The sequence below is a fragment of the Acetobacter estunensis genome (genome assembly GCF_011516945.1).
GTDB lineage: Bacteria > Pseudomonadota > Alphaproteobacteria > Acetobacterales > Acetobacteraceae > Acetobacter > Acetobacter estunensis.
Genome location: NZ_WOTH01000034.1, coordinates 1 through 21,358, shown reverse-complemented (window position 1 = coordinate 21,358; position 21,358 = coordinate 1). Strand labels below are relative to the sequence as shown.

25 protein-coding genes and 1 pseudogene are annotated in these 21,358 nt (G+C 59.4%); 16 read left to right on the top strand and 10 right to left on the bottom strand.

The window, feature by feature from the left end; translation table 11 throughout:
• Window positions 1-15: 15 nt before the first annotated feature.
• Window positions 16-171, top strand: a complete 156-nt coding sequence (locus tag GOB87_RS13045; protein ID WP_166317620.1) for a hypothetical protein — start codon at window positions 16-18, stop codon at window positions 169-171.
• A 22-nt stretch (window positions 172-193) separates the two neighbouring features.
• Here the strand turns inward: GOB87_RS13045 and GOB87_RS13040 are convergent, their stop codons facing one another.
• On the bottom strand, window positions 194-1,045 hold the full coding sequence (locus GOB87_RS13040; RefSeq protein ID WP_166317618.1) for an EcsC family protein: 852 nt from the start codon (window positions 1,043-1,045) through the stop codon (window positions 194-196).
• A 138-nt stretch (window positions 1,046-1,183) separates the two neighbouring features.
• Here GOB87_RS13040 and GOB87_RS13035 point away from each other — a divergent pair, with 138 nt between their 5' ends.
• Both GOB87_RS13035 and GOB87_RS13030 read left to right on the top strand, forming a co-directional pair.
• The gene (locus tag GOB87_RS13035; RefSeq protein WP_242006420.1) at window positions 1,184-1,705 is read left to right on the top strand and encodes a hypothetical protein; all 522 of its coding nucleotides are present in this window, start codon (window positions 1,184-1,186) and stop codon (window positions 1,703-1,705) included.
• Between the two features lie 95 nt (window positions 1,706-1,800).
• Window positions 1,801-3,129 (top strand): autotransporter strand-loop-strand O-heptosyltransferase, encoded by a 1,329-nt coding sequence (locus GOB87_RS13030; RefSeq protein ID WP_166317615.1) that lies wholly within the window; start codon window positions 1,801-1,803, stop codon window positions 3,127-3,129.
• 106 nt (window positions 3,130-3,235) lie between these two features.
• On the opposite strand, the gene ssb is transcribed toward GOB87_RS13030, so the two are convergent.
• On the bottom strand, window positions 3,236-3,772 hold the full coding sequence (gene ssb, locus GOB87_RS13025; protein ID WP_166317612.1) for a single-stranded DNA-binding protein: 537 nt from the start codon (window positions 3,770-3,772) through the stop codon (window positions 3,236-3,238).
• A 209-nt stretch (window positions 3,773-3,981) separates the two neighbouring features.
• On the opposite strand from ssb, the gene GOB87_RS13020 reads away from it, so the two are divergent.
• On the top strand, window positions 3,982-4,362 hold the full coding sequence (locus GOB87_RS13020) for a hypothetical protein (protein WP_166317610.1): 381 nt from the start codon (window positions 3,982-3,984) through the stop codon (window positions 4,360-4,362).
• 12 nt (window positions 4,363-4,374) lie between these two features.
• Here the strand turns inward: GOB87_RS13020 and GOB87_RS13015 are convergent, their stop codons facing one another.
• Both GOB87_RS13015 and GOB87_RS13010 read right to left on the bottom strand, forming a co-directional pair.
• Entirely contained in the window at window positions 4,375-4,887 is a 513-nt protein-coding gene (locus GOB87_RS13015) for a helix-turn-helix domain-containing protein (protein WP_166317607.1), read from the bottom strand.
• A 244-nt stretch (window positions 4,888-5,131) separates the two neighbouring features.
• Window positions 5,132-5,716 carry a copper chaperone PCu(A)C gene (locus GOB87_RS13010; RefSeq protein WP_242006418.1) on the bottom strand — a complete coding sequence of 195 codons (585 nt, stop codon included), beginning with the start codon at window positions 5,714-5,716 and terminating at the stop codon, window positions 5,132-5,134.
• 181 nt (window positions 5,717-5,897) lie between these two features.
• Here GOB87_RS13010 and nrdR point away from each other — a divergent pair, with 181 nt between their 5' ends.
• The 5 genes from nrdR (at window position 5,898) to GOB87_RS17000 (ending at window position 8,967) form a co-directional block, all read left to right on the top strand.
• Complete coding sequence (nrdR, locus tag GOB87_RS13005) at window positions 5,898-6,368, top strand: transcriptional regulator NrdR (RefSeq protein WP_166317605.1); 471 nt, start codon at window positions 5,898-5,900, stop codon at window positions 6,366-6,368.
• Between the two features lie 89 nt (window positions 6,369-6,457).
• Window positions 6,458-7,039: a transcription antitermination factor NusB gene (gene nusB, locus GOB87_RS13000; RefSeq protein ID WP_166317602.1), complete on the top strand. Its 582-nt coding sequence runs from the start codon at window positions 6,458-6,460 to the stop codon at window positions 7,037-7,039.
• The gene (gene thiL / locus GOB87_RS12995; protein ID WP_166317599.1) at window positions 7,020-8,021 is read left to right on the top strand and encodes a thiamine-phosphate kinase; all 1,002 of its coding nucleotides are present in this window, start codon (window positions 7,020-7,022) and stop codon (window positions 8,019-8,021) included. Before nusB ends, thiL begins: the two co-directional genes overlap by 20 nt.
• A 95-nt stretch (window positions 8,022-8,116) precedes the next feature.
• Window positions 8,117-8,824, top strand: a complete 708-nt coding sequence (locus GOB87_RS12990; protein WP_166317644.1) for a dienelactone hydrolase family protein — start codon at window positions 8,117-8,119, stop codon at window positions 8,822-8,824.
• A 14-nt stretch (window positions 8,825-8,838) separates the two neighbouring features.
• The gene (locus GOB87_RS17000) at window positions 8,839-8,967 is read left to right on the top strand and encodes a hypothetical protein (RefSeq protein WP_264805438.1); all 129 of its coding nucleotides are present in this window, start codon (window positions 8,839-8,841) and stop codon (window positions 8,965-8,967) included.
• A 146-nt stretch (window positions 8,968-9,113) separates the two neighbouring features.
• On the opposite strand, the gene GOB87_RS12985 is transcribed toward GOB87_RS17000, so the two are convergent.
• Complete coding sequence (locus GOB87_RS12985; RefSeq protein ID WP_166317596.1) at window positions 9,114-9,302, bottom strand: hypothetical protein; 189 nt, start codon at window positions 9,300-9,302, stop codon at window positions 9,114-9,116.
• A 47-nt stretch (window positions 9,303-9,349) separates the two neighbouring features.
• On the opposite strand from GOB87_RS12985, the gene GOB87_RS17055 reads away from it, so the two are divergent.
• Window positions 9,350-9,709, top strand: a complete 360-nt coding sequence (locus GOB87_RS17055) for a helix-turn-helix domain-containing protein (protein ID WP_166317593.1) — start codon at window positions 9,350-9,352, stop codon at window positions 9,707-9,709.
• Window positions 9,710-10,603: 894 nt separating this feature from the next.
• The gene (locus GOB87_RS12975) at window positions 10,604-11,089 is read left to right on the top strand and encodes an RcnB family protein (protein ID WP_242006411.1); all 486 of its coding nucleotides are present in this window, start codon (window positions 10,604-10,606) and stop codon (window positions 11,087-11,089) included.
• Window positions 11,090-11,098: 9 nt separating this feature from the next.
• Here the strand turns inward: GOB87_RS12975 and GOB87_RS12970 are convergent, their stop codons facing one another.
• A complete protein-coding gene (locus GOB87_RS12970; RefSeq protein WP_166317590.1) occupies window positions 11,099-12,289 on the bottom strand; it encodes a glycosyltransferase in 1,191 nt (396 codons plus the stop codon).
• A complete protein-coding gene (locus GOB87_RS12965) occupies window positions 12,286-13,536 on the bottom strand; it encodes a glycosyltransferase family 4 protein (protein WP_242006410.1) in 1,251 nt (416 codons plus the stop codon). Before GOB87_RS12965 ends, GOB87_RS12970 begins: the two co-directional genes overlap by 4 nt.
• Window positions 13,537-13,823: 287 nt before the next feature.
• Here GOB87_RS12965 and GOB87_RS12960 point away from each other — a divergent pair, with 287 nt between their 5' ends.
• The gene (locus tag GOB87_RS12960; protein ID WP_194303349.1) at window positions 13,824-14,840 is read left to right on the top strand and encodes a M14 family metallopeptidase; all 1,017 of its coding nucleotides are present in this window, start codon (window positions 13,824-13,826) and stop codon (window positions 14,838-14,840) included.
• Between the two features lie 9 nt (window positions 14,841-14,849).
• Here GOB87_RS12960 and GOB87_RS12955 read toward each other — a convergent pair whose 3' ends face one another.
• On the bottom strand, window positions 14,850-16,172 hold the full coding sequence (locus tag GOB87_RS12955; RefSeq protein WP_166317587.1) for an ammonium transporter: 1,323 nt from the start codon (window positions 16,170-16,172) through the stop codon (window positions 14,850-14,852).
• A 151-nt stretch (window positions 16,173-16,323) separates the two neighbouring features.
• Here GOB87_RS12955 and GOB87_RS12950 point away from each other — a divergent pair, with 151 nt between their 5' ends.
• The 4 genes from GOB87_RS12950 (at window position 16,324) to GOB87_RS12935 (ending at window position 19,516) form a co-directional block, all read left to right on the top strand.
• A complete protein-coding gene (locus GOB87_RS12950; RefSeq protein ID WP_166317585.1) occupies window positions 16,324-17,397 on the top strand; it encodes an MBL fold metallo-hydrolase in 1,074 nt (357 codons plus the stop codon).
• A 69-nt stretch (window positions 17,398-17,466) separates the two neighbouring features.
• Window positions 17,467-17,976, top strand: coding sequence for an ankyrin repeat domain-containing protein (locus tag GOB87_RS12945; protein WP_166317582.1), 510 nt, complete (start codon window positions 17,467-17,469; stop codon window positions 17,974-17,976).
• Window positions 17,973-19,040, top strand: a complete 1,068-nt coding sequence (gene hisC / locus GOB87_RS12940) for a histidinol-phosphate transaminase (protein ID WP_166317579.1) — start codon at window positions 17,973-17,975, stop codon at window positions 19,038-19,040. Before GOB87_RS12945 ends, hisC begins: the two co-directional genes overlap by 4 nt.
• Before the next feature lie 197 nt (window positions 19,041-19,237).
• Window positions 19,238-19,516, top strand: coding sequence for a hypothetical protein (locus GOB87_RS12935; RefSeq protein WP_166317632.1), 279 nt, complete (start codon window positions 19,238-19,240; stop codon window positions 19,514-19,516).
• 56 nt (window positions 19,517-19,572) lie between these two features.
• Here the strand turns inward: GOB87_RS12935 and GOB87_RS12930 are convergent, their stop codons facing one another.
• Window positions 19,573-19,728 carry a hypothetical protein gene (locus tag GOB87_RS12930; protein ID WP_166317576.1) on the bottom strand — a complete coding sequence of 52 codons (156 nt, stop codon included), beginning with the start codon at window positions 19,726-19,728 and terminating at the stop codon, window positions 19,573-19,575.
• Between the two features lie 324 nt (window positions 19,729-20,052).
• Window positions 20,053-21,358: pseudogene (locus tag GOB87_RS12925) on the bottom strand (hypothetical protein); the annotation flags it as partial.

Sequence of the window (21,358 nt, the reverse complement as noted above, 5' to 3'; positions counted from 1 at the left end):
GACAGGACCAGCCCGATGCATATGCTCTACGCCTGTATGGCCGCTCTCGTGGTCTGGGCCATCGTTCCGCTTGTCGCGCCGCATTACGCGCCAATGGCGGGAACCCTATTCGTGATCTATCTTCTGGTCGGCCTGTTCGCGGCGTGGGTCGCGACCCGGGAAGAAGTGTGATCCCTTCCCGAGCCGAAAGACTTCAGTCTTCGCCCGTCGCGCGAGCCACGGCCTGATCGCGCAGCGCCACGGCGGTATCGCGCACGACCGGTCCATGCTGGCGCTCCAGCCGACGGATGGTGAAGTGCGCGCGGGCCAGCGCCTGATAATGCGCGAGGAACGCCGCATTCAGCGAGGCCCCGCAAAGCGCCCCCGCCACGGGCATAAGCTGGAGCGAGACCTTATGGCCCAGCGCCAGCCCATAATGGGACGCGACCTCCGAGATCAGCATCACCACCGGGCGCCCCCTCAGCACCGTACGGGCGGAGAAATAGCCCAGTTCGCTTTCGCGTCCCTCTCCAATGTTGGGGAAGGCCCGTAGCGCGAAGACTTCCAGACAGGCCCGGCGCGCCTCCGGATCCGACAGATCCTCGCCTTCTTCACGAGCGATCCGCGCAATCTCGCGCATGATGGTCAGGGTGGTGAAGCCGATATCCGGCGCAAGCCCTGCCACACCCGTAAACCCGCCCACCACACCGGAGACGGCCACGGCGGCCTGCAGGGCGCGGTCACGCACCGATTTGCCGTCTGTGGGGATATCCTCAGGCGCACGCAGGTTTGCCGCCGGCCCCGACATTCCCAACAGAGCGACATCGAAGGCGCGGGAAATCGCGGTCTCGGCAATGCCTTTGAGCTTCTCCTGAATCCGCGGCGTCATGCCCAGCCCCTGAAGGCCAAGCCGTGCGGCATGGCCTACGGCACCGCCCATGAGGTCGGCCATGCGCACCAGAACACCGCGCCCGGTCTCAACCTGCTCCAGCGCCCGCTCAAGCTCCAGGATCTGCCCGTCCGTGAGTGCCATTGGAGCAAGCTGGCTTCCCGTGCTTCCCGTCATCTGCCCTCGTCCCGTTGTGTTCGATGCATTCATCATAGCGCAAGCGCCCAAGATCGCGCAGGGTTGCGGAAACATTCGTTGACCGCAAGCGTCATACGTCGGACTCTGCTCCGCTCTTTTGTCACGGAACCTTGTGCCATGCCCGCATCCTCTCCCGCCACCCGGCGCTCCGTCGCTTCACCGGCTCGCATGACGGGCGGGTTACTGGCATTGGTGGCCAGCATGGCGCTTCTCCCGGACAACGCCGTTCTGGCCGCGCCCCGCCATGCGGCTCACAAAACGCCGATGACCACCGACACCACACTCCCTTCCCCACAGACCGAGACCCACCCCCGTTCATTGGAATCGCAGGAAGGCGCGCAGCCGCTACCCGATGGCTACACACCGGTCGAGGATTTCGACGAGACGCTGAGCGCGCGCTATCCGCTGTCCATCCGCGAGACGCCGCACGGCTCTCCTCTGCCTTCCATCGAAGCGCAGCAGATTCCCCGCGATGCCAATAACGGCGCGACGCAGTTCAATTTCTTCGGTGTTCCCACGCGCTTCATCGCGCCCGTGGCCGCTCCGTACAACTCTTCCTTCACCTATCATACGTATGCCGGACAATCAGGACGGGGGCAGGATGCCGTCGGGGGCGCCAGCGCAGCCGGTGAACCTTGAGGGTCTGAGAGCCTGACCGTCTGGATTCGATAAAACCATTTCATCGTCGCGGCCTCGGCCGCGTCTCGCACAGACAGCAGGCATTAGACGTTTCCATGACCGACACTGACGCCGCCGTTGCCGACGCCCCGGCTTGCGCCCCGCTCGCTCCCTCTTCCGCGCAGGCGGCCAACAGCCCGCCCTCGGACGATCCCAAACCCGGCAGAGGCGCCTTCATCAAGCCGGCCGCCCTGCCCACGCAGGAAGGCCCCGGCGGCCTGCGCTACGATTTCAATCTCGGCTGCCGGGTCCAGCTTCCCGAAGGAAAATGGACCATCCGGCTGACCGATCTGGACACCGGCAATACCCTGTTCGAGACCACGGCCGGCAAGGCCACCGTCAACAGCGCCAAACGCTTCTATGTCCGCTTCGGGATCGAGGTGAAGGACGCCACCGGCACCGTCTTCACCCACGCGTTCGACTGCCGCGACCGCGACGTGCTGGTGCAACTCCCCGTCGGCACACTGGGCGACACGCTGGGCTGGTTTCCCTACGTCGCGCGGCTGGCCGAGACGCGCGGCTGCCGCGTCACCTGCTCGATGGCCGCCCCCATCATCCCGCTATTTCGCGACACCTACCCACACATCCACTTCGTCACACCCGAGGAACTCGAAGGCAGCGACCGGCTCAAGACCTTCTACGCCACCTACACGCTGGGTCTGTTCTTCGACGACAAGACCAATATCTGGCAGCCCTGCGACTTCCGGCTCGTCGGTCTGCACCGCACGGCGGGCTACATTCTGGGCGTGGACCCGACGGAGCAGCCGCCCGATCTAGCCCCCGACGAGGACCCCACACCCCCGATCGACGGGCCCTATGTCTGCATCGCCGCGCAGAGCAGCTCACAGTGCAAATACTGGAACAACCCCGATGGCTGGCGGCAACTCGTGCAATTCCTGCGCGAGAGCGGCTACCGCGTGATCTGCATCGACCAGAAGCCCGTGCATGGCAGCGGCATCGTCTGGAACCACATTCCCTACGGCGCGGAAGATCAGACAGGCAACCGGCCGCTGGCCGAGCGGGTGCGCTGGCTGCGCCACGCAGCGTTCTTTATCGGACTGTCGAGCGGTCTGTCGTGGCTGGCCTGGGCGGCGCGCTGCAAGGTGGTGATGATTTCGGGCTTCACCCACCCGGTGAACGAATTCCACACGCCTTGGCGCATCATCAACTGGCACGCCTGCAACTCATGCTGGCACGACCCCACGCTGCGCTTCGACCATAAGGATTTTCTGTGGTGTCCGCGTCATGCCGGAACGCCGCGTCAGTTCGAATGCACGCGCCTCATCACGCTTGAGCATGTCCAGCGCGTGATCCGCACCGTTCCCGGCTTCCCTGCGACAAAACCGCCCGCACCCACGAAAAGCACCGGGCGAAAACGAAAATAAAGCGGGACCAAAGACCCCCAAAAAGCCGAAAGCCGACCAGCATATAGACTGATCGGCTTTCGGTTGTTTGCCCGGTCGCAGGCGGAAAAACCGCCTTTCATCGGGCTCAGAACGGGATTTCGTCATCCAAATCGTTGTTCGGCGCATCCCACCCGCCGGGTGATGCCGGTCCCGTGCCGCCACGTGCACCACCTCCACCACCGCCTTGACGGGGCGCCGCAGGCGCACCGTATCCGCCGCCCGTCGAGCCGCCACCATAACTACTGCCGCCGTCTTCCCCTTCACCGGAGCCTCGGCCATCGAGCAGCACAAGCTCACCACGGAAGCGGTCCAGCACGACTTCCGTCGTGTAACGCTCCTGCCCGGACTGGTCGGTCCATTTGCGGGTCTGGAGCGTGCCTTCGAGATAGACCTTGCGGCCCTTGCGCAGGAAGCGTTCCGCAACATCCGCCAAACGGTCGTTGAACACTACGACACGATGCCATTCCGTGCGCTCGCGACGCTCACCGCTTGCGCGATCATTCCACGTCTCGCTCGTCGCCACGGAGAGGGTGACAATCTTCTGGCCGCTCTGGCTGGTGCGCACTTCCGGGTCCCGCCCCAGATTGCCCACCAGAATAACCTTGTTGACGCTGCCTGCCATGGCGCTTCCCCGTTCCTCGTGCGTTCTCGATCCTTGCGTGTAGTGCAAAATCGGGGGAACGTCACGTGCCATGCCGTAGCCATTGAACTGTTACACGCCCCAACCATTATGACGGCATGATTTCCTTGTCGTTCATCATCACTCCGCCATAGTCCTGTTACGTGTTCGTCGTCATGCCACTCTTGGCATTCACTCCAGCACAGAGGCTCATGCCCCCCGTGTCCCTTGTCCCGCGCCCACCTCGGCCCCCTGCAACCGCAGCCGCTGTAATCTCTCCAGAGCAACTCGAAGTGGCAGCGCGTGCTTATTACGCTTATTGCGAAGGGGACTGGGACACTCTCGACCCCAAGGCCAAGGCCCTCTATCGCACGCGAATGCAATTGGCCCTCACCGCGTTTGTGGACCACGCCTGGCGTCCCATCGCGACCGCGCCCCTCAACGGAACGGCTGTCTTTCTTTTCCTGCGTATAAAAGGACGTGGCGATTATCTGTGGCTGGACCGGTGGGACTCGCAGCTACGCTCATGGGTCGAGGCTCCGCATGCGAAACCGACGCACTGGACCCCGCTCATGCCGCCACCTCTTGTCTGAGATGCTGTGAATTTAGAGAGCGAATGGTTCCTTGGAACCTGAACCGCCGGTTTCCGGATCGTCGGTGACACTCAGAGAACGGATAAGCTCCAGCACGCGCTTGCGCACCTTTTCACCCGGAATGCGGTAGTAAGCCCGCACCAGATCCTGCGTTTCGCGCCGCGACAAAAGACCGACATCGACTGGTGACGAACTGAAAGCTGACGTGGACGGTGGTCCACCAAAGCTCTGCTGCGCTTCGGCGAAACCGGTAACAGGGGATGCCTCGGCGGGCTCCTGCCCATCCTCCCGCATCATGTCGTCATAGAAAAAGCCGATGGGCACATCGAGAACACGGGCAATATCGAACAGGCGTGAAGCACTGACCCGGTTCGTGCCGCGTTCGTATTTCTGGACCTGCTGAAAGGTCAGGCCGATCGCCTCTCCCAGCTTTTCCTGCGACAGTCCGAGCATCGTGCGGCGCAACCGGATACGGGCTCCCACATGGGCATCGATATTGCCGCTTCGCGATTCCCCGTCACTCATCGCTACCTCCGTTTGCAACGCGCGCAATATATGCCTAATTTTTTATTAACATACAACCGAAGCGGGAATTCGGTTAATGCCCGCCGCGCACGTCAACGCCGCCGCAATGTAACGTGTTCCGGAAAAATATCTTCTCGGCCGAACGGCTGGCCTTTCTCTTTCAAGAGCACGCTGGAGCGGTAACGTGAGACCGCCCAAGCCACAGACGCGCGCTCAGACAGCGCAACTGCCGGTCGAGCAGACCTTAAGTCGGCCCGAAATAAGGCCGTGCCGCCCGCACCTGAAACTTCACGATCTTCTCCGATCCCCCGAGGAAATGAAACCGGACAGCCACTTCCGAGCCTTCCCGAACCTCTCCCTTGTCCCCGATCTCGCACACCAGATGATACCCACCCGGTGGGAAAGTCAGCCCCTGATTGGGGGGCAGCGTGAGATGCTTGAACAAGTCGCGTGTCAGCGAGGAGACTTCAAGGTCAGAGTGATAACCATACATGGCTGTGCAGGAAGGCGACGTGATGCCGTCGATCAGATGCGGTGTGTCCGACTTGTTCTCGACCGTGAAATAGATGCCCAGATGCGCTCCACCCGGTCCCACATGCTGCATCCAGCCATCGCGGATCGTCACATCTTCGGCCGCGTGCTCCTGTCCCGGCAGATCCGTCGCAGCCATCGGAGCCTGCGGGTTGCCAGCCGTAGGATCAGCGATGTGGCTCGCGCTGTCGGCCATAGCGGTTGCCATCATTCCAAAGGCAAGCGGCAACGCCAGCACGCCACCCAGCCATCCCGCCGCTCTTACCGATCGCACGCACAGCACTTCACCCAGACCCATGAAACCGGCTCCTTAAATCCTGACAGCATCCGGACACTGACATGATGGTCGCGTGACCGATGCGGGACATCCATCCCGCAAGCGGCTATAACACGAGCCACGCGCGAGAGGATCATGGCGCGGCCTGCATGGCAGGGTTCGCGCACCGGTCTCCTCTCTCACCTCTCATAAAGGAACCCGTATGCGGTGTCCGTTCTGTAGCGAAGCCGAAACACAGGTGAAGGACAGTCGTCCCATGGAAGACGGCACGTCCATCCGCCGCCGCCGCGCCTGCGCCACCTGCGGACAACGCTTCACCACTATTGAACGTGTGCAGTTGCGCGAACTGATCGTGGTGAAGGTGAACGGACGCCGCGCGCCTTTCGATCGCGAGAAACTGGCCCGCTCCATCCGGATCGCCCTGCGCAAGCGCCCCGTGTCGGAAGAGCAGATCGAACAGATGGTCAGCGGCATCGTGCGCAGGCTGGAAGCCTCGGGAGAGAGCGAGATCAACACCCATCACATCGGTGAGCTGGCGATGGAATCGCTCCACGCCATCGACGCGGTGGGTTATGTCCGGTTCGCCAGTGTCTATCGCGATTTCCGTGAAACCAAGGATTTCTCCGAAATTCTCACACGCATTGACGATCAGCGTCGTGAAGAGCCGAAATAACCGTCAATGCCGCCGTCGGGGCTGGACCTGCGCGCCCAAAGGCGTCATGAAGCCCGCCCCGCACCACGATTGGACAAGGAGGGACGCCGATGGCCCATTCAGATGACCGGCTGAAACCGGCCCTGCGCCCACGCACCGCCGCGCGCGTCGCCGCCGTTCAGGCGCTGTTCCAGATCGAGCAGGGCAATGACCGCGCCGAAAACGTCATCGTGCAGTTCGTGCAGCACCGTTTCGGCACGACACTGGCGGGCGAGTCCTATGACGACGGCTATATTCCCGATCCGGACATCACCCTCTTTACGCGCCTGACCCGCAATGCCGCTGCAAATGTGGACGCCGTGCGGGAGCAGTTGAGTGAAACATTGCCCTCAACATGGCCGGTCGACCGCCTCGATCCGGTGCTGCGCGCCCTGTTCACAGTGGCCATCACCGAGATGGAAGAGTTCAACGCGCCGCCAGTGAAGGTCGTCATCAACGAATACCTCGACGTCGCGCATGCTTTCTTCTCCGGGGATGAGCCGAAGCTGGTCAACGGCCTGCTCGACACCCTCGGCAAGCGTCTGCTGGCAAAGAATGCTCCTATAGTTGCCGAAAACAGCGCGGCCATCACATCGACGGACGCCAACGACGCCTCTGAGAATGACGCCGCTCATGCCAGCGGACAGGACTAAAGAGGCCTCCTCCTTTTCCCTACCGGATGAATTCACCTTCATCCGGCGTCATTTCCTGTCGCTCGCCGGTCCGGGTGCACTCGGCCTGACCGATGACGCCGCCGTTTTTGCGCCGCAACCGGGGCGCGAATTCGTGGTGGCAGCCGACGCCATGGTGGAAGGCGTCCATTTCCTGCCGGACGACCCGGCCGGGACCATCGGGCGCAAGCTGTTACGCAGCAATCTCTCCGACCTCGCCGCCATGGACGCACGTCCTTTCGGCTGGCTGCTCACCCTCGCCTGCCCAAAAAATGACGGACGGCATGATGAGGCGTGGTTCGCCGCCTTCGCGAACGGACTGGCGAAAGACCAGCGCGAATTCGGCGTGTCCCTGCTGGGCGGCGACACGACCTCCACACGCGGGCCGCTGGTGCTGTCCCTCACCATTCTTGGCGATGTCGCCCCCGGCACGGCGCTGCGCCGCAATGGCGCGTGCGACGGAGACGGGCTATGGGTCACAGGCACAATCGGTGACGGTGCTCTGGGCCTGAAGGCGCTTCTGGGTGAGATACCGGACCCAACCGGCTGGCTGACGGACCGTTACCGCCTGCCACGCCCGCGCGTAGGGCTGGAACTTGCCGGTATCGCCCATGCCGCGATGGATGTTTCGGATGGTCTGGCGCAGGACGCGGGCCATCTGGCGCGGGAAAGCGGACTGGGCGTACGGCTGGATGCAGACGCCGTGCCACTCTCGGACGCCGCGCGCGCGGTGGTGGGTACCGATCCCGCACGACTGGCTCTCTGTCTGAGCGGCGGCGATGATTATGAACTGCTTCTCGCCGTGCCGGATGACGCTACCGAACGCCTGCAAGCCCGCTGTGCCAGAGGCGGCGTCCCTGTCACCCGGATCGGTCGGTTCGACGCCAGCCTCTCCGGCGTGTCCGTCTGCCGTGCCGATGGCTCACCCTTTCCGATGGACCGTCTGGGCTGGAGCCATATCTGACACGCTGCAGCATGGCACCTTCGTCCCTCTCCCGTGTTGACAGCGCCGCGCTGGCCGCGCCCAACATGGCGCACCACGCAATGAGAGAAGCAGCCATGAGCAAGACCATCACCCTGACTGCCGCTGACGGCCATGAACTGAGCGCCTATCACGCCGGTCATCACGATGCGCCGCACGCGCTGGTCGTCGTGCAGGAGATTTTCGGCGTCAATCACAACATCCGTTCCGTGGCGGACCGCTTTGCTGAACAGGGCTTTCATGTCGTGGCGCCCGCCCTGTTCGATCGAGCGAAGCGCGGTGTGGAACTGGGTTACTCACCCGATGACATGAAAGAAGGTCTCGCCCTGCGCGCTGCCATTCCTCTGGAAGCAACGCTGGCCGATCTGCGGGCCTGTGTGGCGCATTTCCACACGCATGCACCGCATCGCAAAGTGGGCGTCATCGGTTTCTGCTGGGGCGGCACACTGGCATGGGACGCCGCGACAAAGACGCGCGACTTCGCCGCAGCGGTGGGATGGTATGGCGCAGGCATTGCCAAACATGTGGACGCCCAGCCGCATTGCCCCGTGCAGTTGCATTTCGGCGGTCAGGACGCTTCCATCCCGCCTCAGGATATTCGTGCCATTCGTGAGAAGCATCCCGATGTCGAGATATTCGTCTACGATGACGCAGGGCATGGCTTTGGCAATCGGGACCGTGCGAGCAGCTATAACGCGCAGGCCGAGCACCTCGCCTGGTCACGCAGCGTGACGTTTCTTGAAGCGTGCCTGCACACGAGCGGCAATATCCCCGACCGATCCTGAGAGAGGGCCTCTTCATGGAAAAGATGAGCGAAGATTTCCAGAAACGTCAGAAACCAGTGGCGGCGCTGATTATCGGAATCAGCGCCGCCATCGCGGGCGCGGCGGTCACATTGGTGCGCAAGCTTATGGGAGGGCGAAAATAGCTTCCAGCAAAGGCTGGAAGCCTAATAATCCTGAAGACAGAGCCGACAAGACGTTTTCAATCTTTTTGGCATTGCACATTATTTACACTACCGTTTTGCCAGATAGACAAAAGTGTCGCGGAAACGATACACTTTATGGATGGATGTTATTCATCAATCTCATTCTTGAGATGCAACCTTTGAGCAGTATCATCCGTTAAGAGTTTTGAGGCAGTGGGTGTTGGCTCTTCGTCGGTCACAAAAAGTTTCATATACTTGTGGATGGCTTGAGCCGCCCCAAGGAAATCGGTTGCAAGGAACTTTTCGTCGGCAAGAGCCAAAAGCTGATGCTTCATAAAAAGGGAGCCTTTAATCGTGGACAACGTGGGATGAGACAGCACATGTGACATCTCATAGTGGAACGAAAAATGACAAATTAGATCGTAGCATTGCTACTTGGCAGTGCAATGTGGCGGAATTGCCCCACTGGTTGTATCAAAAGAGAGGTTGGACTGTGGGGATGGGGAATATCCATAAAATGGCGCAATCGAATAACGATAAATTGGCACAATCTGTGGGGAAAAAACTGCGGCAGATTCGAGAAAACCATTCACTTACAAGAAGCGAACTCGCGGAACGTTCCAAAGTAATTGAAACAGATATCGCCGAATTTGAAGAGGGTAAGAAACGCCCCAATGCTGATCAGATCATTCACCTCAGCCAAGCACTCAATGTTACACCAAGCATATTCTTCATAGAGTAATTCGAAAAAATCTCTACAATGAGAATTTCTTATAAATTAATACCCAAGAAATGCATACCACATGGTAAATAATAGATTATCTTCTTCAACCACATGATACTCAACTCAGTACACCTCACATTCTTATGGATATTCACATAGAATCCACATCTTTAAGTTCAAATTTATAAGAATTTTAAATATATTATTTAGTGAAACAGATATATGCAGGACATTTTCACTTGCCCAATAACCAATATGATTAAGAACTTAATAAAATATTGTAAGAACTCTATATTTAGAGATGATATTTATTTAAAAAATACATTCATAAATATATTTTTCTAAATTTTAAAATACGACGGCTCTGTTGTTTTGATGAGGGTTATTTTGTAATGTGCGCATACAGAATATAATATATCAATTCCAAGAGACGGAGTTTATATGCTTGATGAAATAAGCAAACAAATTATAAAAGAAGCTGATGTGGCATACAAAAGAGGGCACATAAATAGAGCAAAAATACTCCTTGAGACAGTTAATAAACTATACGATGAAATCATTAATAGAGTAATGAATGAGCTCCCAAATTACATCACAGAGAAGAATTTTATAGACACAAAAAAAAGATACGATATAATTTATCGAATAGAGAATTAAACACCAAACAGACAGAAATGGCTCCTTTGTATTCGCAATTTCAAATAAATTTTAATACCCACTGTCATCCAGTTTCCCTAGAAGTCCGGAACAACACCACTAAAAACGCATCAGATCCTCACATCGGCCTGCCGCATAGCGGTCATCTCTCAAAATGATAATCTTTCACGCCATGTTCGTGCCATCAACCGCACGCTACATGAGAGTCATTGACGATCAGCATCAATCGTCACGTATCTTCGATGGAGATCAGGCTTGAAAACAAAAGCCCTCACACTGGCTCTGGCCGCCCTCATGGGTGCGGCCCCCATATGCGCCATGGCTCAACCGATGCCGGGTGGCGGCCGTGGGGGACCGAACCAACATGGCGGCCCGATGGGACATAACATGCGCAATGGCCCCCGTGGTGGTGGCGGAGACCGGAATCGTGGTGGCGGCTACGATCGTAGCCGTCCGATGCAACCGCCCCAGACATGGCGTCGGGGAGAGCGTTACTGGGGTGGCGCTCCATGGATCTCCAACTGGAACCGCTACCCCGGCCTATACGCGCCGCCCTATGGCTATCGCTGGGTGCAGGCGGGCAACCAGTTTCTGCTGACCGCCATCGCCACGGGCGTTATTACAGCCATCATCACCGGATCGGCTGTTGGCACCGGGGCTGTTGCCACGCCCTACGCCACGCCTTATCCGGCGACACCTTACGCGGCGCCCACCTATCCTGTTGCCCCTACTCCTTACTGAGTTGAGGGATCAGGATCTGCTGCCGCTCCTCACGGACGGCAGCAGAAAAAGCGGCGTATCCTCCGTGGCCGCAAGAGACGAGCCGACCTCGCACTCCACCGAACCGACCCGGCGAATATCGGAGAGCAACTGCGTCGCCATTTTTTTCCATGCTTCGCGCCCTCCCTCCGCCGGGACAGGCTGCACGATCGGTCCTGCCGCAAGGATGTCCTGCAAAGCGTCAGCGAATGCTTCCGCCGTGGGCCTGCACAGGGTCACGCCCGGACATGTCGCGAACTGCTCATCCAGTCCACCCACCTGAGTCGCCAATATCCGATGGCCCACAGCCACACCGATGGCGCCCACTCCGCTCTGGCTCGCTTCCCGATAGGGAAGCAGCATGACATCGGCCCATTTCACCAAAGGCCCTATATCTTCTTCCGGCACCCATCGGTTCTCCACCTGCACACCCCGCATGCCCGCAAGCCGATGCAAATCCGAAAGATCCGGTCCACACCCGACAATGCGACATTCGAAGCGTGCGGTTTCAGGCAGTCGTTCAAGAGCATCCGCCAGAAGATCGAGGCCCTTGTAGGCACGCAGACGTCCGAACATCAGCAGGCGCAACGGCCCCGGAGCGCGCGAAGCCGCAACTGCGGGCACGCTCTGCGGCACATGCTCATAAGGTGGAAGCGAGGCCACAAGAACCGGCTTGCGCACTTTCGGGTCGCCTTCAAGCTGGCGCGCCACATGATGGGTGAGCGCCACAACCACATCCGCCCGACGCACCAGCCATGCCTGAAGGCGATGCTGAAAGGGAAAACCATCGCCAGGATGGGGCACGGCGTCATGCACAACAACCACCAGCGGAACCCTCACCCACCAGAGCGCGGTCGCCATCAGCAGATCGAGCGGTCCCGCCATCGCGCAGATCGCCAGTTCAGGCGACCACTCCCGCAGACGCTTGACCAATCCGCGCACCACCAGCGGCCCAATCGCCAGCCGGCGCAGAAGACCACCCAGTCCACCATATGTCTCCACCAGCCAGAGGGGCGGAGTGCCGGACAACTCAACATCGGAAGCGTCCAGCAGTTCGGCCCTGCGCGAAAGGGAGAGCAACACCTTGCACCCCGGCACCGCCGCCAGAGCCCGCGCGAGATTAAGCCCGAAACGCGGACCGCCTCCACGCCGTCCCCACTGCCAGACCAGAACGCGCGTCATGACGCCCAGGCCTTATCACGCACTGCGACGACCGCTTCATCCCCTCGCAGCGCAGCATAAGCCGCCCGCAATGCGTCGCCATTGAAACGCTGCCGTGCAACATCCCGCGCCCGGCTGCCGAGTTTCTGCCGCAAGGCGGCATCATCGGCCGCGCGGCGAAGATGTGTCGCAGCGGCGCCGACGTCAGCCTCGGCCCAAACGGCTCCCTCCGCCTCGAACACACCCCTTGGATCGCGCGCGGGGATCAAACGGTACGGCACAGGGAGCCCGCATTCCGCATCCAAAAACTCGGCTGTGGCGGACCAATCCGTCGCCACCACCGTGCGTCCCAGCAACATGGCTTCCGCCGGAACCAGCCCGAACCCTTCGCTTCGATGCAGCGACAGCACGATATCGACACACTGTGTCAGCGCCAGGGAATCGTTGGCTGGAAACAAGTGCTCCTCAATACGGATATTGGGCGCTCCCGCCACCGCCGCCCGCAGTTGCGCCATGTCCTGAGGATAATGCCGGGCGTGCGTCACCTTCAGAAGGAGAAACCGATCCGTCCGCTCACCGAAAGCGTCCCGGAACGCGCGTATGGCCGCGAGTGGATTTTTGCGTGCAAAGCTCGACGCCAGACTGAAGGACACGAGCACCACCACAGCATCGGCAGGAAGCCCAAACGCCGCGCGATCCATCCGTGACGGCGTGACACCTGCGGCCGCCAGCGCATGAGGCACGACGCGCACGCGCCCCGGCATGATCGCCTCCAGCGCATGTGCGGAAAAGCGCGAGGGCGTCCATACCTCATGCACACAGGCTGTCGCGGGTCGCCATGTGGTCGACACGACGGGCAATTCCCACGCCCAGTAACCCACCACCCACCGATTGCGCACAAAAGACCGGCCCAGCCGCAGAAGAGCCACAGGCAGAGAGGGTGCGTCCATGTGCAAGACCAGCGCCGCATCCGGTGCCGGACACTCTTGCGCCCGGGTGCAGTTCAGCAGGCTAGCCTGCAATTCCATCGCGGGAATGTCCAACGCCTTGCAAGCACGCCGCATGATACGCGCGCCTTCCCCCAGTCCGGATGCGCGCGTCGTCTCCCCGCCCACGATCAGGCCGTCTCTCACCCGTGGGGCGGGCCATGTCGCCCGTGGCGCCAGCAGCCCCCCGATTTCCGCCAGTCCCCGGCGACGCGGCGCGGCAGGTAGACACCGCCACAACCGGTGCAGCGGATGCAGTCTTCTTTCAGAATCAGGAGACAAATCCAGAAAACTCTCGGACGTCGAAAAAAACAATCATAGCCGCCAGCGGGTCGCAGCCAATGTCCCTCCCGTGCCCCAAAAGCCCCTGCGCGTCCAGTAAGAGAGTGTCGCAAAACGCGCACAATCCTTGCATCCGGTCCCGGTCACATTTCCGTAGCTGTCCCTTCATGCGGGATTGTCGCACCTGCCACAGGCGTGAATACTGGCGACATGCCAGCTCTGCACCCGTCCAGTTTCAGCTATCATTCGAAGAGAGCCTTTTTTCGCTCCCTGCCCGCTGGACATTCATGACATCCAGTCCCCGCCTCCCGGCAGTCGGAGACCTGCCCGTCCGGATCACACCCGAGCGCCGCCTGTCAGACCGGCTTCCTCCCGCTCCTTCTCCATTGCCACATCTGCCTTTCGAGCTTCCGCCTCCCGATCTGTCGCCATGGCTCAAGGGCAATACGGGTCTTCCCGGTGTGCATCGCTTCATCGCCGCCGAATCCGGTCCGCATGTCGCCCTGACCGCCCTCATGCACGGCAATGAATACGCAGGCGCCATCGTGCTGGCTGACCTCCTCCGCACTCAGTTGCGCCCGCGCCGTGGCACGCTTTCGCTGATCTTTCTCAATCTCGAAGCCTTCGCCCGCTTCTCCTGCGAGACCCCTATCCGCTCCCGTTTCGTGGAAGAGGACATGAATCGCCTGTGGACGAACCGCTCCGTCTCGTCTTCACAGGAACAGCGGCGTGTCCATCAACTGCTGCCGTATATCGAGACCGTCGACACACTGCTCGATCTGCATTCCATGCTCTGGCCGGGCGATTCCCTGCTCCTTGCCGGCCCTTCCCCGGTGGGCGCGGAACTGGCCGCGGACATCGGGACGCCACCGCTCGTTGTGATCGATGGCGGTCACATGGCAGGTCCGAGGCTGATCGACATGCCGCATTTCACACGGCCCCACGGTTCGGCGCGCGCCTGTCTTCTCGAAGCCGGTCAGCACTGGTCGCTCGACACGCTGGACGTCACGCGCGCCACGGTGAATCGCTTTCTGTCCGTCACAGGCGTGACCGATGCCTCACCTCGCCCTGTCCCCGCATCAAGGATCGCTCACGTCACGCACCGCGTACTCGCGCAGACAGGCCGCTTCACCTTTACCCAGCCCTATTGCAGCGGAACGGTTATCCCTGAACGCAACACGCTGATCGCCACCGATGGACCGGACGAAATCCGCACACCCTACGATGACTGCATGCTCGTGATGCCCAATTTCCGCACAGCCCGCACCCACACGGCGGTCAGGTTGGCGCGGTTTGAAAACTGACGCGACGCTTCACTCCTGCCGACGGCCCCAATAGGTCGCGTCCATGCCTTCACGCTCGCAATCACGCGAGATACGCAGCCCCGATGTCGCCTCGAACACACGGCAGATCACCCATGCCGGCACAGCGGCCAGCAGCATGATCGCCACCACGCCCTCGATCTGCATCCATGCCCCGATCTGGGCATGTCCCACAATGTAAGGTGCCGCGAGATCGGGAAAACCGGCCGTGGCCGTGCCGCAATGCAGAACGCCACCGAGAATGGAACCACACATCCCCGGCCCGAATGCCAGCGGCGCCACTTTCGGCTCATCGAGACGCAGCCGCACCAACACGCGCGAGACCAGCACCGCCAGCACAGGGCCAAGCACGCCGAACGCCACGCTCTCCAGCGAACCCGCGATGTCGAAAATCGTACCCGTCATCACGGCCCCCGCGATGGGACCGAAAAACACCCACACCGGCTCACGCAGCCACGCGGCCAGAATGGCGCCGCTGACACCGCCGCCCAGCAACGCGCAGAACACGTTCTTGATGACCACGCCAATGCCCGTCTGCGCCATGGTGATGCCGAACACGCCCTTGCCGGGCATGATCCATGTCGAGCCGAGCGCAATCAGGGGAATGGCCATGAACACGAACAGCGCCCCCGTGGCGACGGAGGCGTAACTGTTCGGCGCAGGCGACAGTCCCTCCGCGTCCGGCGCGAACACACCCGCCCGCGGTCCCATCCGCCACGCCGTCACCAGCGTCCATGTTCCGGTGAAGACGTACAGTGCGACCGCACCCTCGAAATCGTGCAGTCCCGCGTTGGTCAGAGGCGAAAGCGGCCCCCATGTGAGCCATGCCGCGAAGGGACAGAGGATGAGGCCGATGACGAAGGCCATCGCGTAGAGCGGGGCGCTGCGGATACGCTCGGCTGTCCCGCTGTGAACCAGCGCGACCGTCGCCATGGCGAATGTCACGAAGAAGACCGAAAACACCTGCTGCGTGTCGGCACCCGCCACCAGCTTCGGGTCCAGTGTGATGGCGGGTGCGGCCATGATCGCGCTGCCGAGCCACCAGTCCGACAGGGCCTGTCGGAGAGGATGGGGTGTGCCGAAGGCGGAATAGAACTGCCACTGCCAGATGGCGTCACCGAACAGAAAAGCCGCCAGCCCTCCGACAAAACAGGTCACGAATTTCTGCACCCATGTGTGCAGCACATTGCCCGCGCGCACGAGGCCGGCATCCACCATCCCAAGCCCCACCAGCACCAAAATCACGCTCACCGCGCTGATGACGTAGATAAAGGCCGACAGAATACTGTCGGTCGAGACCTGTTCGAGGAACATGACAAATGGCTCCGGCTGCACGAATCTTCATTCGATCACGAAAAAGCCCACACCCACAACGGGCCATTCTCCCTGCAGGGTTGCCTTGCGGCGGCGAACCGCTCACTCCTTTTTCTTCTCTTTCCTTTTTGGACACATCGCAGCCCACCTCATGGTCAGACATCCGTTTCCATTATCCGATCACTGCACCGGGCAACTCTTTCACAACACGCCGCTGCCGCCCGACTGGGCGCAAGCACCCCGACCACCACAGTGGCCCGATGATGCCAACCCGGAGGTCACCATCGTGCCCGGTCGCAAGCGCGGGTTGCGGCCACTTCCCTTCCTGCGCTGGATGCTGTCCACCCTGTCAGAACAGCCCGAGCGCATCGTCGATCCACCGGCTCCGGGGGATGTCCATGTTCCCCTCGCGCTTGGGCAGATCTCCGTCACCTTCATCGGCCATGACACGTTCCTGTTGCGGCTTCCCCAGCCCGACGGGCACGTCATGACCGTCCTGACGGACCCGATTTTCTCCGAGCGCTGCTCCCCCGTCTCCTTTTTCGGCCCGAAGCGGTTTCGCGCGCCCGCGCTCAAACTTATGGACCTGCCGCCCATCGACCTGATTCTGGTCTCACACTGTCATTACGATCATCTGGATCTGCCCAGCCTCCGCGCCTTGGGCCGACGTGACAATCCGCTGGTCATCACGCCGATCGGCAATGGCGATCTGATCCGTAAGGCTGGACTGAAACGCATCGTGGAGCAGGACTGGTGGGAGAGTCTGCGCTTCGGAGCAATTGAAGTGACCTGCACACCCGCCCGTCATTTCGCGCAGCGTTCGCTCTTCGATGGGGGGTGCCGTCTGTGGGGCGGATTCCTGCTGCGGACACGGGGGAAGCCCAGCTGTTCTATGTATTTCGCAGGCGATTCCGCGCATGGCCCGCACTGGCACGACATCCGTGAGCAGCTGGGCGCGCCGGATGTCGCGCTGCTTCCCATTGGGGCCTATGCCCCGCGCTCGGCTCTGCGAAAGGTGCATGTGGACCCGGTGGAAGCCGTGGCGGCTTTTCGTGCTCTGGGTGCCCGTCATGGCGTCGCCATGCATTTCGATACCTTCCCTCTTTCGCAGGAACCGATGGGAGAGGCGCAGCGCTGTCTGGCCGAGACGCTCGCATGGGCCGGGCTGGCACCAGAGTCGTTTGCACCACTCGTCTTCGGTGAAACGCGCGTCTTTGAAGTCTGACGTCCTTCGCAGGACGCCGCAGATGGCGTAAGGAGAGACACGATGGGTGCGCACGCAAAGGAGAACAGCATGTCGGAACACGAAGACAGGACGTTCGACCAGAGCGAGGTCGAGACCCTGTTTCTTGACGCTGCGCGGGATGGGCAGACCGATCTGGTGGGCGAATTCATCAGCGCTGGCCTCAACCCGAACATCACCAACGAAAAAGGCTACACGCCGCTCATTCTCGCCGCCTATAACGGCCACGCGGACACGGTGCGCCTGCTGCTGGAATCCGGCGCGGAAGTGGACCGCCCTGACAGCAAGGGTTCAACCGCACTGGCGGGCGTCGCGTTCAAGGGCGATCTGCCCATTGCCACGATGCTGCTGGGCCATGGCGCGGAGGTGGACGCTCCCAACCATGTGGGGCGCACACCGCTGATGTTTGCCGTCATGTTCGGCCGCACCAATATGGCCCGCAGCCTTCTGGCCGCAGGAGCCGATGCGGACCGCAAGGATGGCGAGGGACAGAGCGCGCGTGACATGGCGCTCAGCGCGGGCCAGCCTGACATGCTCGAACTCTTCGGAATCACCCAATGAGCCGCTTCTGGAGTCCGCTCGTTCACCGCCTGACGCCCTATGTCCCCGGTGAACAGCCCAAGATCCACAACATCATCAAGCTGAATACCAACGAGAGTCCCTACGGCCCCTCCCCCAAGGCGCTGGAAGCGATGCGCGCGGCGTCGGACGACAGTCTGCGACTTTATCCCGACCCGGAATCGCTCGCCCTGCGTGAAGCCATCGCCCGTCGCGAGGGGTTGACGCCTGCGCATGTGTTCGCAGGCAATGGCTCGGATGAAGTGCTGGCTCACGCCTTTCAAGCCTTCTTCAATCACGGCGATCCGGTGCTGTTTCCCGACATCACCTACAGCTTCTATCCTGTCTATTGTGGACTGTACGGACTTCCCTTCGAGACCGTGGCGCTGGATGCAGGCATGAACCTGCCGCTCTCTGGCTTTGACCGACCCAACAGCGGCATCGTCGTCGCCAACCCCAACGCCCCGACCGGCATTGCGCTGAGTCGTGCGGACATTGAAAAACTCGTCATGGCCCACCCTGATCGCGTGGTCCTGATCGATGAGGCCTATGTCGATTTCGGCGCGGAAACCGCCGTCCCGCTGGTGAAAAAATACCCCAATCTTCTGGTGGTGCAGACCTTTTCCAAATCAAGGGCACTGGCAGGTCTGCGTGTGGGGTTCGCACTGGGTGATCCGGCCCTGATCGAAGGGCTGAACCGGGTGAAGGACAGCTTCAACTCCTATCCTCTTGACCGACTGGCACAGGCCGGTGCTCTGGCCGCCTATGAAGATGAGGACTGGCTGCGTCAGAGCGTGAACAAGGTCATCGCTACGCGCACGACGCTTGCGACCTCTCTTGCAGAACTGGGTTTCGAGGTCTTGCGCTCGAGTGCCAATTTTGTCTACGCTCGGCATCCGGATCGTGATGCTGCCACGTTGGCAGCCACTTTGAGAGAAAGGGCGATCATCGTGCGCCACCTGAAAGGCCCGCGAACATCACCTTGGCTCAGGGTGACGATCGGAACAGACGCACAATGCAGTGCTTTGACAGAGGCATTGCGGGAGATTCTACGCCTCAACGCGTAGCGGGCACGTCGCCCTTCCCGAGCGTCTTTCGCCTCACTGGAAACAGAACCGGATCGTAGGTCCGTGATGGCCTGTTGGCAGGACCGGCCATCTCACGCCTGACCTGCGGCACATGCTGTTTCTTCATTCATTGTCATGATTTCGGCTTCATGATGAAGCCGTGGTCTTTTTTCCTGCCTGAATGGGTTATTGAAATCATGCGTGCTTTTCACGGTCAGTTTTCGGACAACCAGCCGATCCGCCGCTCCCCTGCCGAGAAGCAGAAGCAGCTCCGTGACCTCAAGGAAACCCTCGCGTCGATGAAGTCCCACACCGCTCCCGCCCTGCGCGAGAGCGTGCGCAAGCGAATCCTTCAGCTTGAGGCCGAACTGACAGCCGCCCCGGCACTGAAATCTGCTGCGGAAAAGCAACCGGCACGAGGCGCTGATGCCACTCGCCGGCCACGCACCCGCATCCGCTCGGATTATCTGGGCTGATACAACACCCCCGGTCATCCATGATGACCGGGGGTGTTCATTTCCAACAGGTCGTGTCAGCGCTGCGCGAGTTGCGCTTCCAGTTTCTTCTTTTCCGCGGTCAGAGCGTGGACATGTTCCGGGCGATCTTTTTCCGCGATAGCGAGATCCCGCTCCACTTCTTTCAGACGTCGCTCCAGTGATTCAGCAGAAACGTCATGATGCTGTGACATGGTCTTTTCTCCCATCTGTGTTCGCTTATTGCAGCAGCACCTTACACGTATCGAAAGGCAGACCCCGCCAAACATCACAAGGACAGCCATGCTCTCCAGACAACACGCAGAATTGCGCTTATGAAAACAAGCGTGTCAGATCCCAATCTTTTCTCCCGAATTCACGGCCGTTATAATCAAACAATACAAGCCTATCACCTCGCAGGCAGCACGACATACCCGTCAGACACCGCCAACTGACCGGGCTACAGAGCGTAATGATAACCGACAATTAAATGATTTAATCATCGACATTCAGTCGCTCCGTATCTATTCATACGTGAACTAAATAATATATTCTCCCAGCACACCGTCCATCAAGAACAAAACTGTTTTCTTGGACACATCATCCAATTCCGTTACGGCGTTTATAACAATATCTTTTTTTAGAGTTCCAACATTAGGATGCTTATTTAACGAATATAGATCCTTCACAGAAAGGAGATAATTCGCAGCGGCTCGTATCGATGGATGACAGCTTTCCAATTCAATGATTTCCGAAGAAAAATTCTCCCACTCCAACGCGCGAATTTTTCTTACATTGTGATCGCCATCCGGCGTAAAGCCCATATATCGGCCAGTTCTTGGATGAGAAAAAGAGAGCGTTTTGTCGCGGTTTTCCCATATTTTGTATGTTTTAGCCGTCACATACCGTGGATCGTCTTTTACATTCACGTCTTCGCCTCGCGGTGAGAACAAATGAACGTAGTCGCTTCCCTTTCGGTACAACGCGATAATCCTCAAATCTTCTTCAGTGCCAACCGCCAGTTGACCATCACGGCACACCAGATATTCCTCAAAATGATTTTTTATATTAAACGCCAGAATTTCATTGCCTAAAAAATGCTCAGATAAAGCGTTTCCAGGAGAATCATGAAGAGAGACCCATTGCTCTCTGATCTCATGTTCATGAATTTCATAGACCGGATTGAATATTTCTACAGTTTTGGGAGAAAAGAAATCTTCCAGAGACGACGCAAACCCAATTTGTGTTTTGTTTATGGTCTGAAGAATATTCTCAGATTGAACCGAAACAATATACTCCATATTTTTCCTAAAAAATTTCACATAATTTGGATCTATATCACGCTCAACAGAACTGTATTCCGTATCTTTCGTAACCTGATGGAGAGGATCATTCTCATTGCGCCTTACATCCTCCAGGTTACGGTCACGATTAACATAATGTTCCAAAGACCGGGACTGGTAATGAAAGAGACGACCACCTTCCCATGTCGGTTGTTCCCGCGTCAGGCCGCCATGCGGTCCTTCCCAGATTACATCTTGGCCGGCACTGTTAACATTTCTACCAGAGACATTGGCGTTATGTACATGGTACATTTTTTCAAGCCGGTCTGGTCTGAACATGACCTTTGTGTGACGATTCCAGAATTTTGTTTCGTCACTGTGCTTGATATAATTTAAAAACGGCGCCCCCTCCGGACGACTGACATGGCCATTCGTCCCAACACAGCACCAGTTGGAGGGATCGAAGAACCCTTGATTGATGTGCTTGGCCGGTAATTTCTGGGTTTTGGCGATTTGATTGACGGTTTTTGCGATGGCGTCCAGTCTGCGTTTTGAGCAGATT

Coding starts and splice junctions, on each gene's coding strand:
- GOB87_RS13045 (WP_166317620.1), top strand. CDS start 16: ATGCATATGCTCTACGCCTGTATGGCCGCTCTCGTGGTCTGGGCCATC.
- GOB87_RS13040 (WP_166317618.1), bottom strand. CDS start 1,045: ATGACGGGAAGCACGGGAAGCCAGCTTGCTCCAATGGCACTCACGGAC.
- GOB87_RS13035 (WP_242006420.1), top strand. CDS start 1,184: ATGCCCGCATCCTCTCCCGCCACCCGGCGCTCCGTCGCTTCACCGGCT.
- GOB87_RS13030 (WP_166317615.1), top strand. CDS start 1,801: ATGACCGACACTGACGCCGCCGTTGCCGACGCCCCGGCTTGCGCCCCG.
- ssb (WP_166317612.1), bottom strand. CDS start 3,772: ATGGCAGGCAGCGTCAACAAGGTTATTCTGGTGGGCAATCTGGGGCGG.
- GOB87_RS13020 (WP_166317610.1), top strand. CDS start 3,982: ATGCCCCCCGTGTCCCTTGTCCCGCGCCCACCTCGGCCCCCTGCAACC.
- GOB87_RS13015 (WP_166317607.1), bottom strand. CDS start 4,887: ATGAGTGACGGGGAATCGCGAAGCGGCAATATCGATGCCCATGTGGGA.
- GOB87_RS13010 (WP_242006418.1), bottom strand. CDS start 5,716: ATGGGTCTGGGTGAAGTGCTGTGCGTGCGATCGGTAAGAGCGGCGGGA.
- nrdR (WP_166317605.1), top strand. CDS start 5,898: ATGCGGTGTCCGTTCTGTAGCGAAGCCGAAACACAGGTGAAGGACAGT.
- nusB (WP_166317602.1), top strand. CDS start 6,458: ATGGCCCATTCAGATGACCGGCTGAAACCGGCCCTGCGCCCACGCACC.
- thiL (WP_166317599.1), top strand. CDS start 7,020: ATGCCAGCGGACAGGACTAAAGAGGCCTCCTCCTTTTCCCTACCGGAT.
- GOB87_RS12990 (WP_166317644.1), top strand. CDS start 8,117: ATGAGCAAGACCATCACCCTGACTGCCGCTGACGGCCATGAACTGAGC.
- GOB87_RS17000 (WP_264805438.1), top strand. CDS start 8,839: ATGGAAAAGATGAGCGAAGATTTCCAGAAACGTCAGAAACCAGTGGCG.
- GOB87_RS12985 (WP_166317596.1), bottom strand. CDS start 9,302: ATGAAGCATCAGCTTTTGGCTCTTGCCGACGAAAAGTTCCTTGCAACC.
- GOB87_RS12970 (WP_166317590.1), bottom strand. CDS start 12,289: ATGACGCGCGTTCTGGTCTGGCAGTGGGGACGGCGTGGAGGCGGTCCG.
- GOB87_RS12960 (WP_194303349.1), top strand. CDS start 13,824: ATGACATCCAGTCCCCGCCTCCCGGCAGTCGGAGACCTGCCCGTCCGG.
- GOB87_RS12955 (WP_166317587.1), bottom strand. CDS start 16,172: ATGTTCCTCGAACAGGTCTCGACCGACAGTATTCTGTCGGCCTTTATC.
- GOB87_RS12950 (WP_166317585.1), top strand. CDS start 16,324: ATGGTCAGACATCCGTTTCCATTATCCGATCACTGCACCGGGCAACTC.
- GOB87_RS12945 (WP_166317582.1), top strand. CDS start 17,467: ATGTCGGAACACGAAGACAGGACGTTCGACCAGAGCGAGGTCGAGACC.
- hisC (WP_166317579.1), top strand. CDS start 17,973: ATGAGCCGCTTCTGGAGTCCGCTCGTTCACCGCCTGACGCCCTATGTC.
- GOB87_RS12935 (WP_166317632.1), top strand. CDS start 19,238: ATGCGTGCTTTTCACGGTCAGTTTTCGGACAACCAGCCGATCCGCCGC.
- GOB87_RS12930 (WP_166317576.1), bottom strand. CDS start 19,728: ATGTCACAGCATCATGACGTTTCTGCTGAATCACTGGAGCGACGTCTG.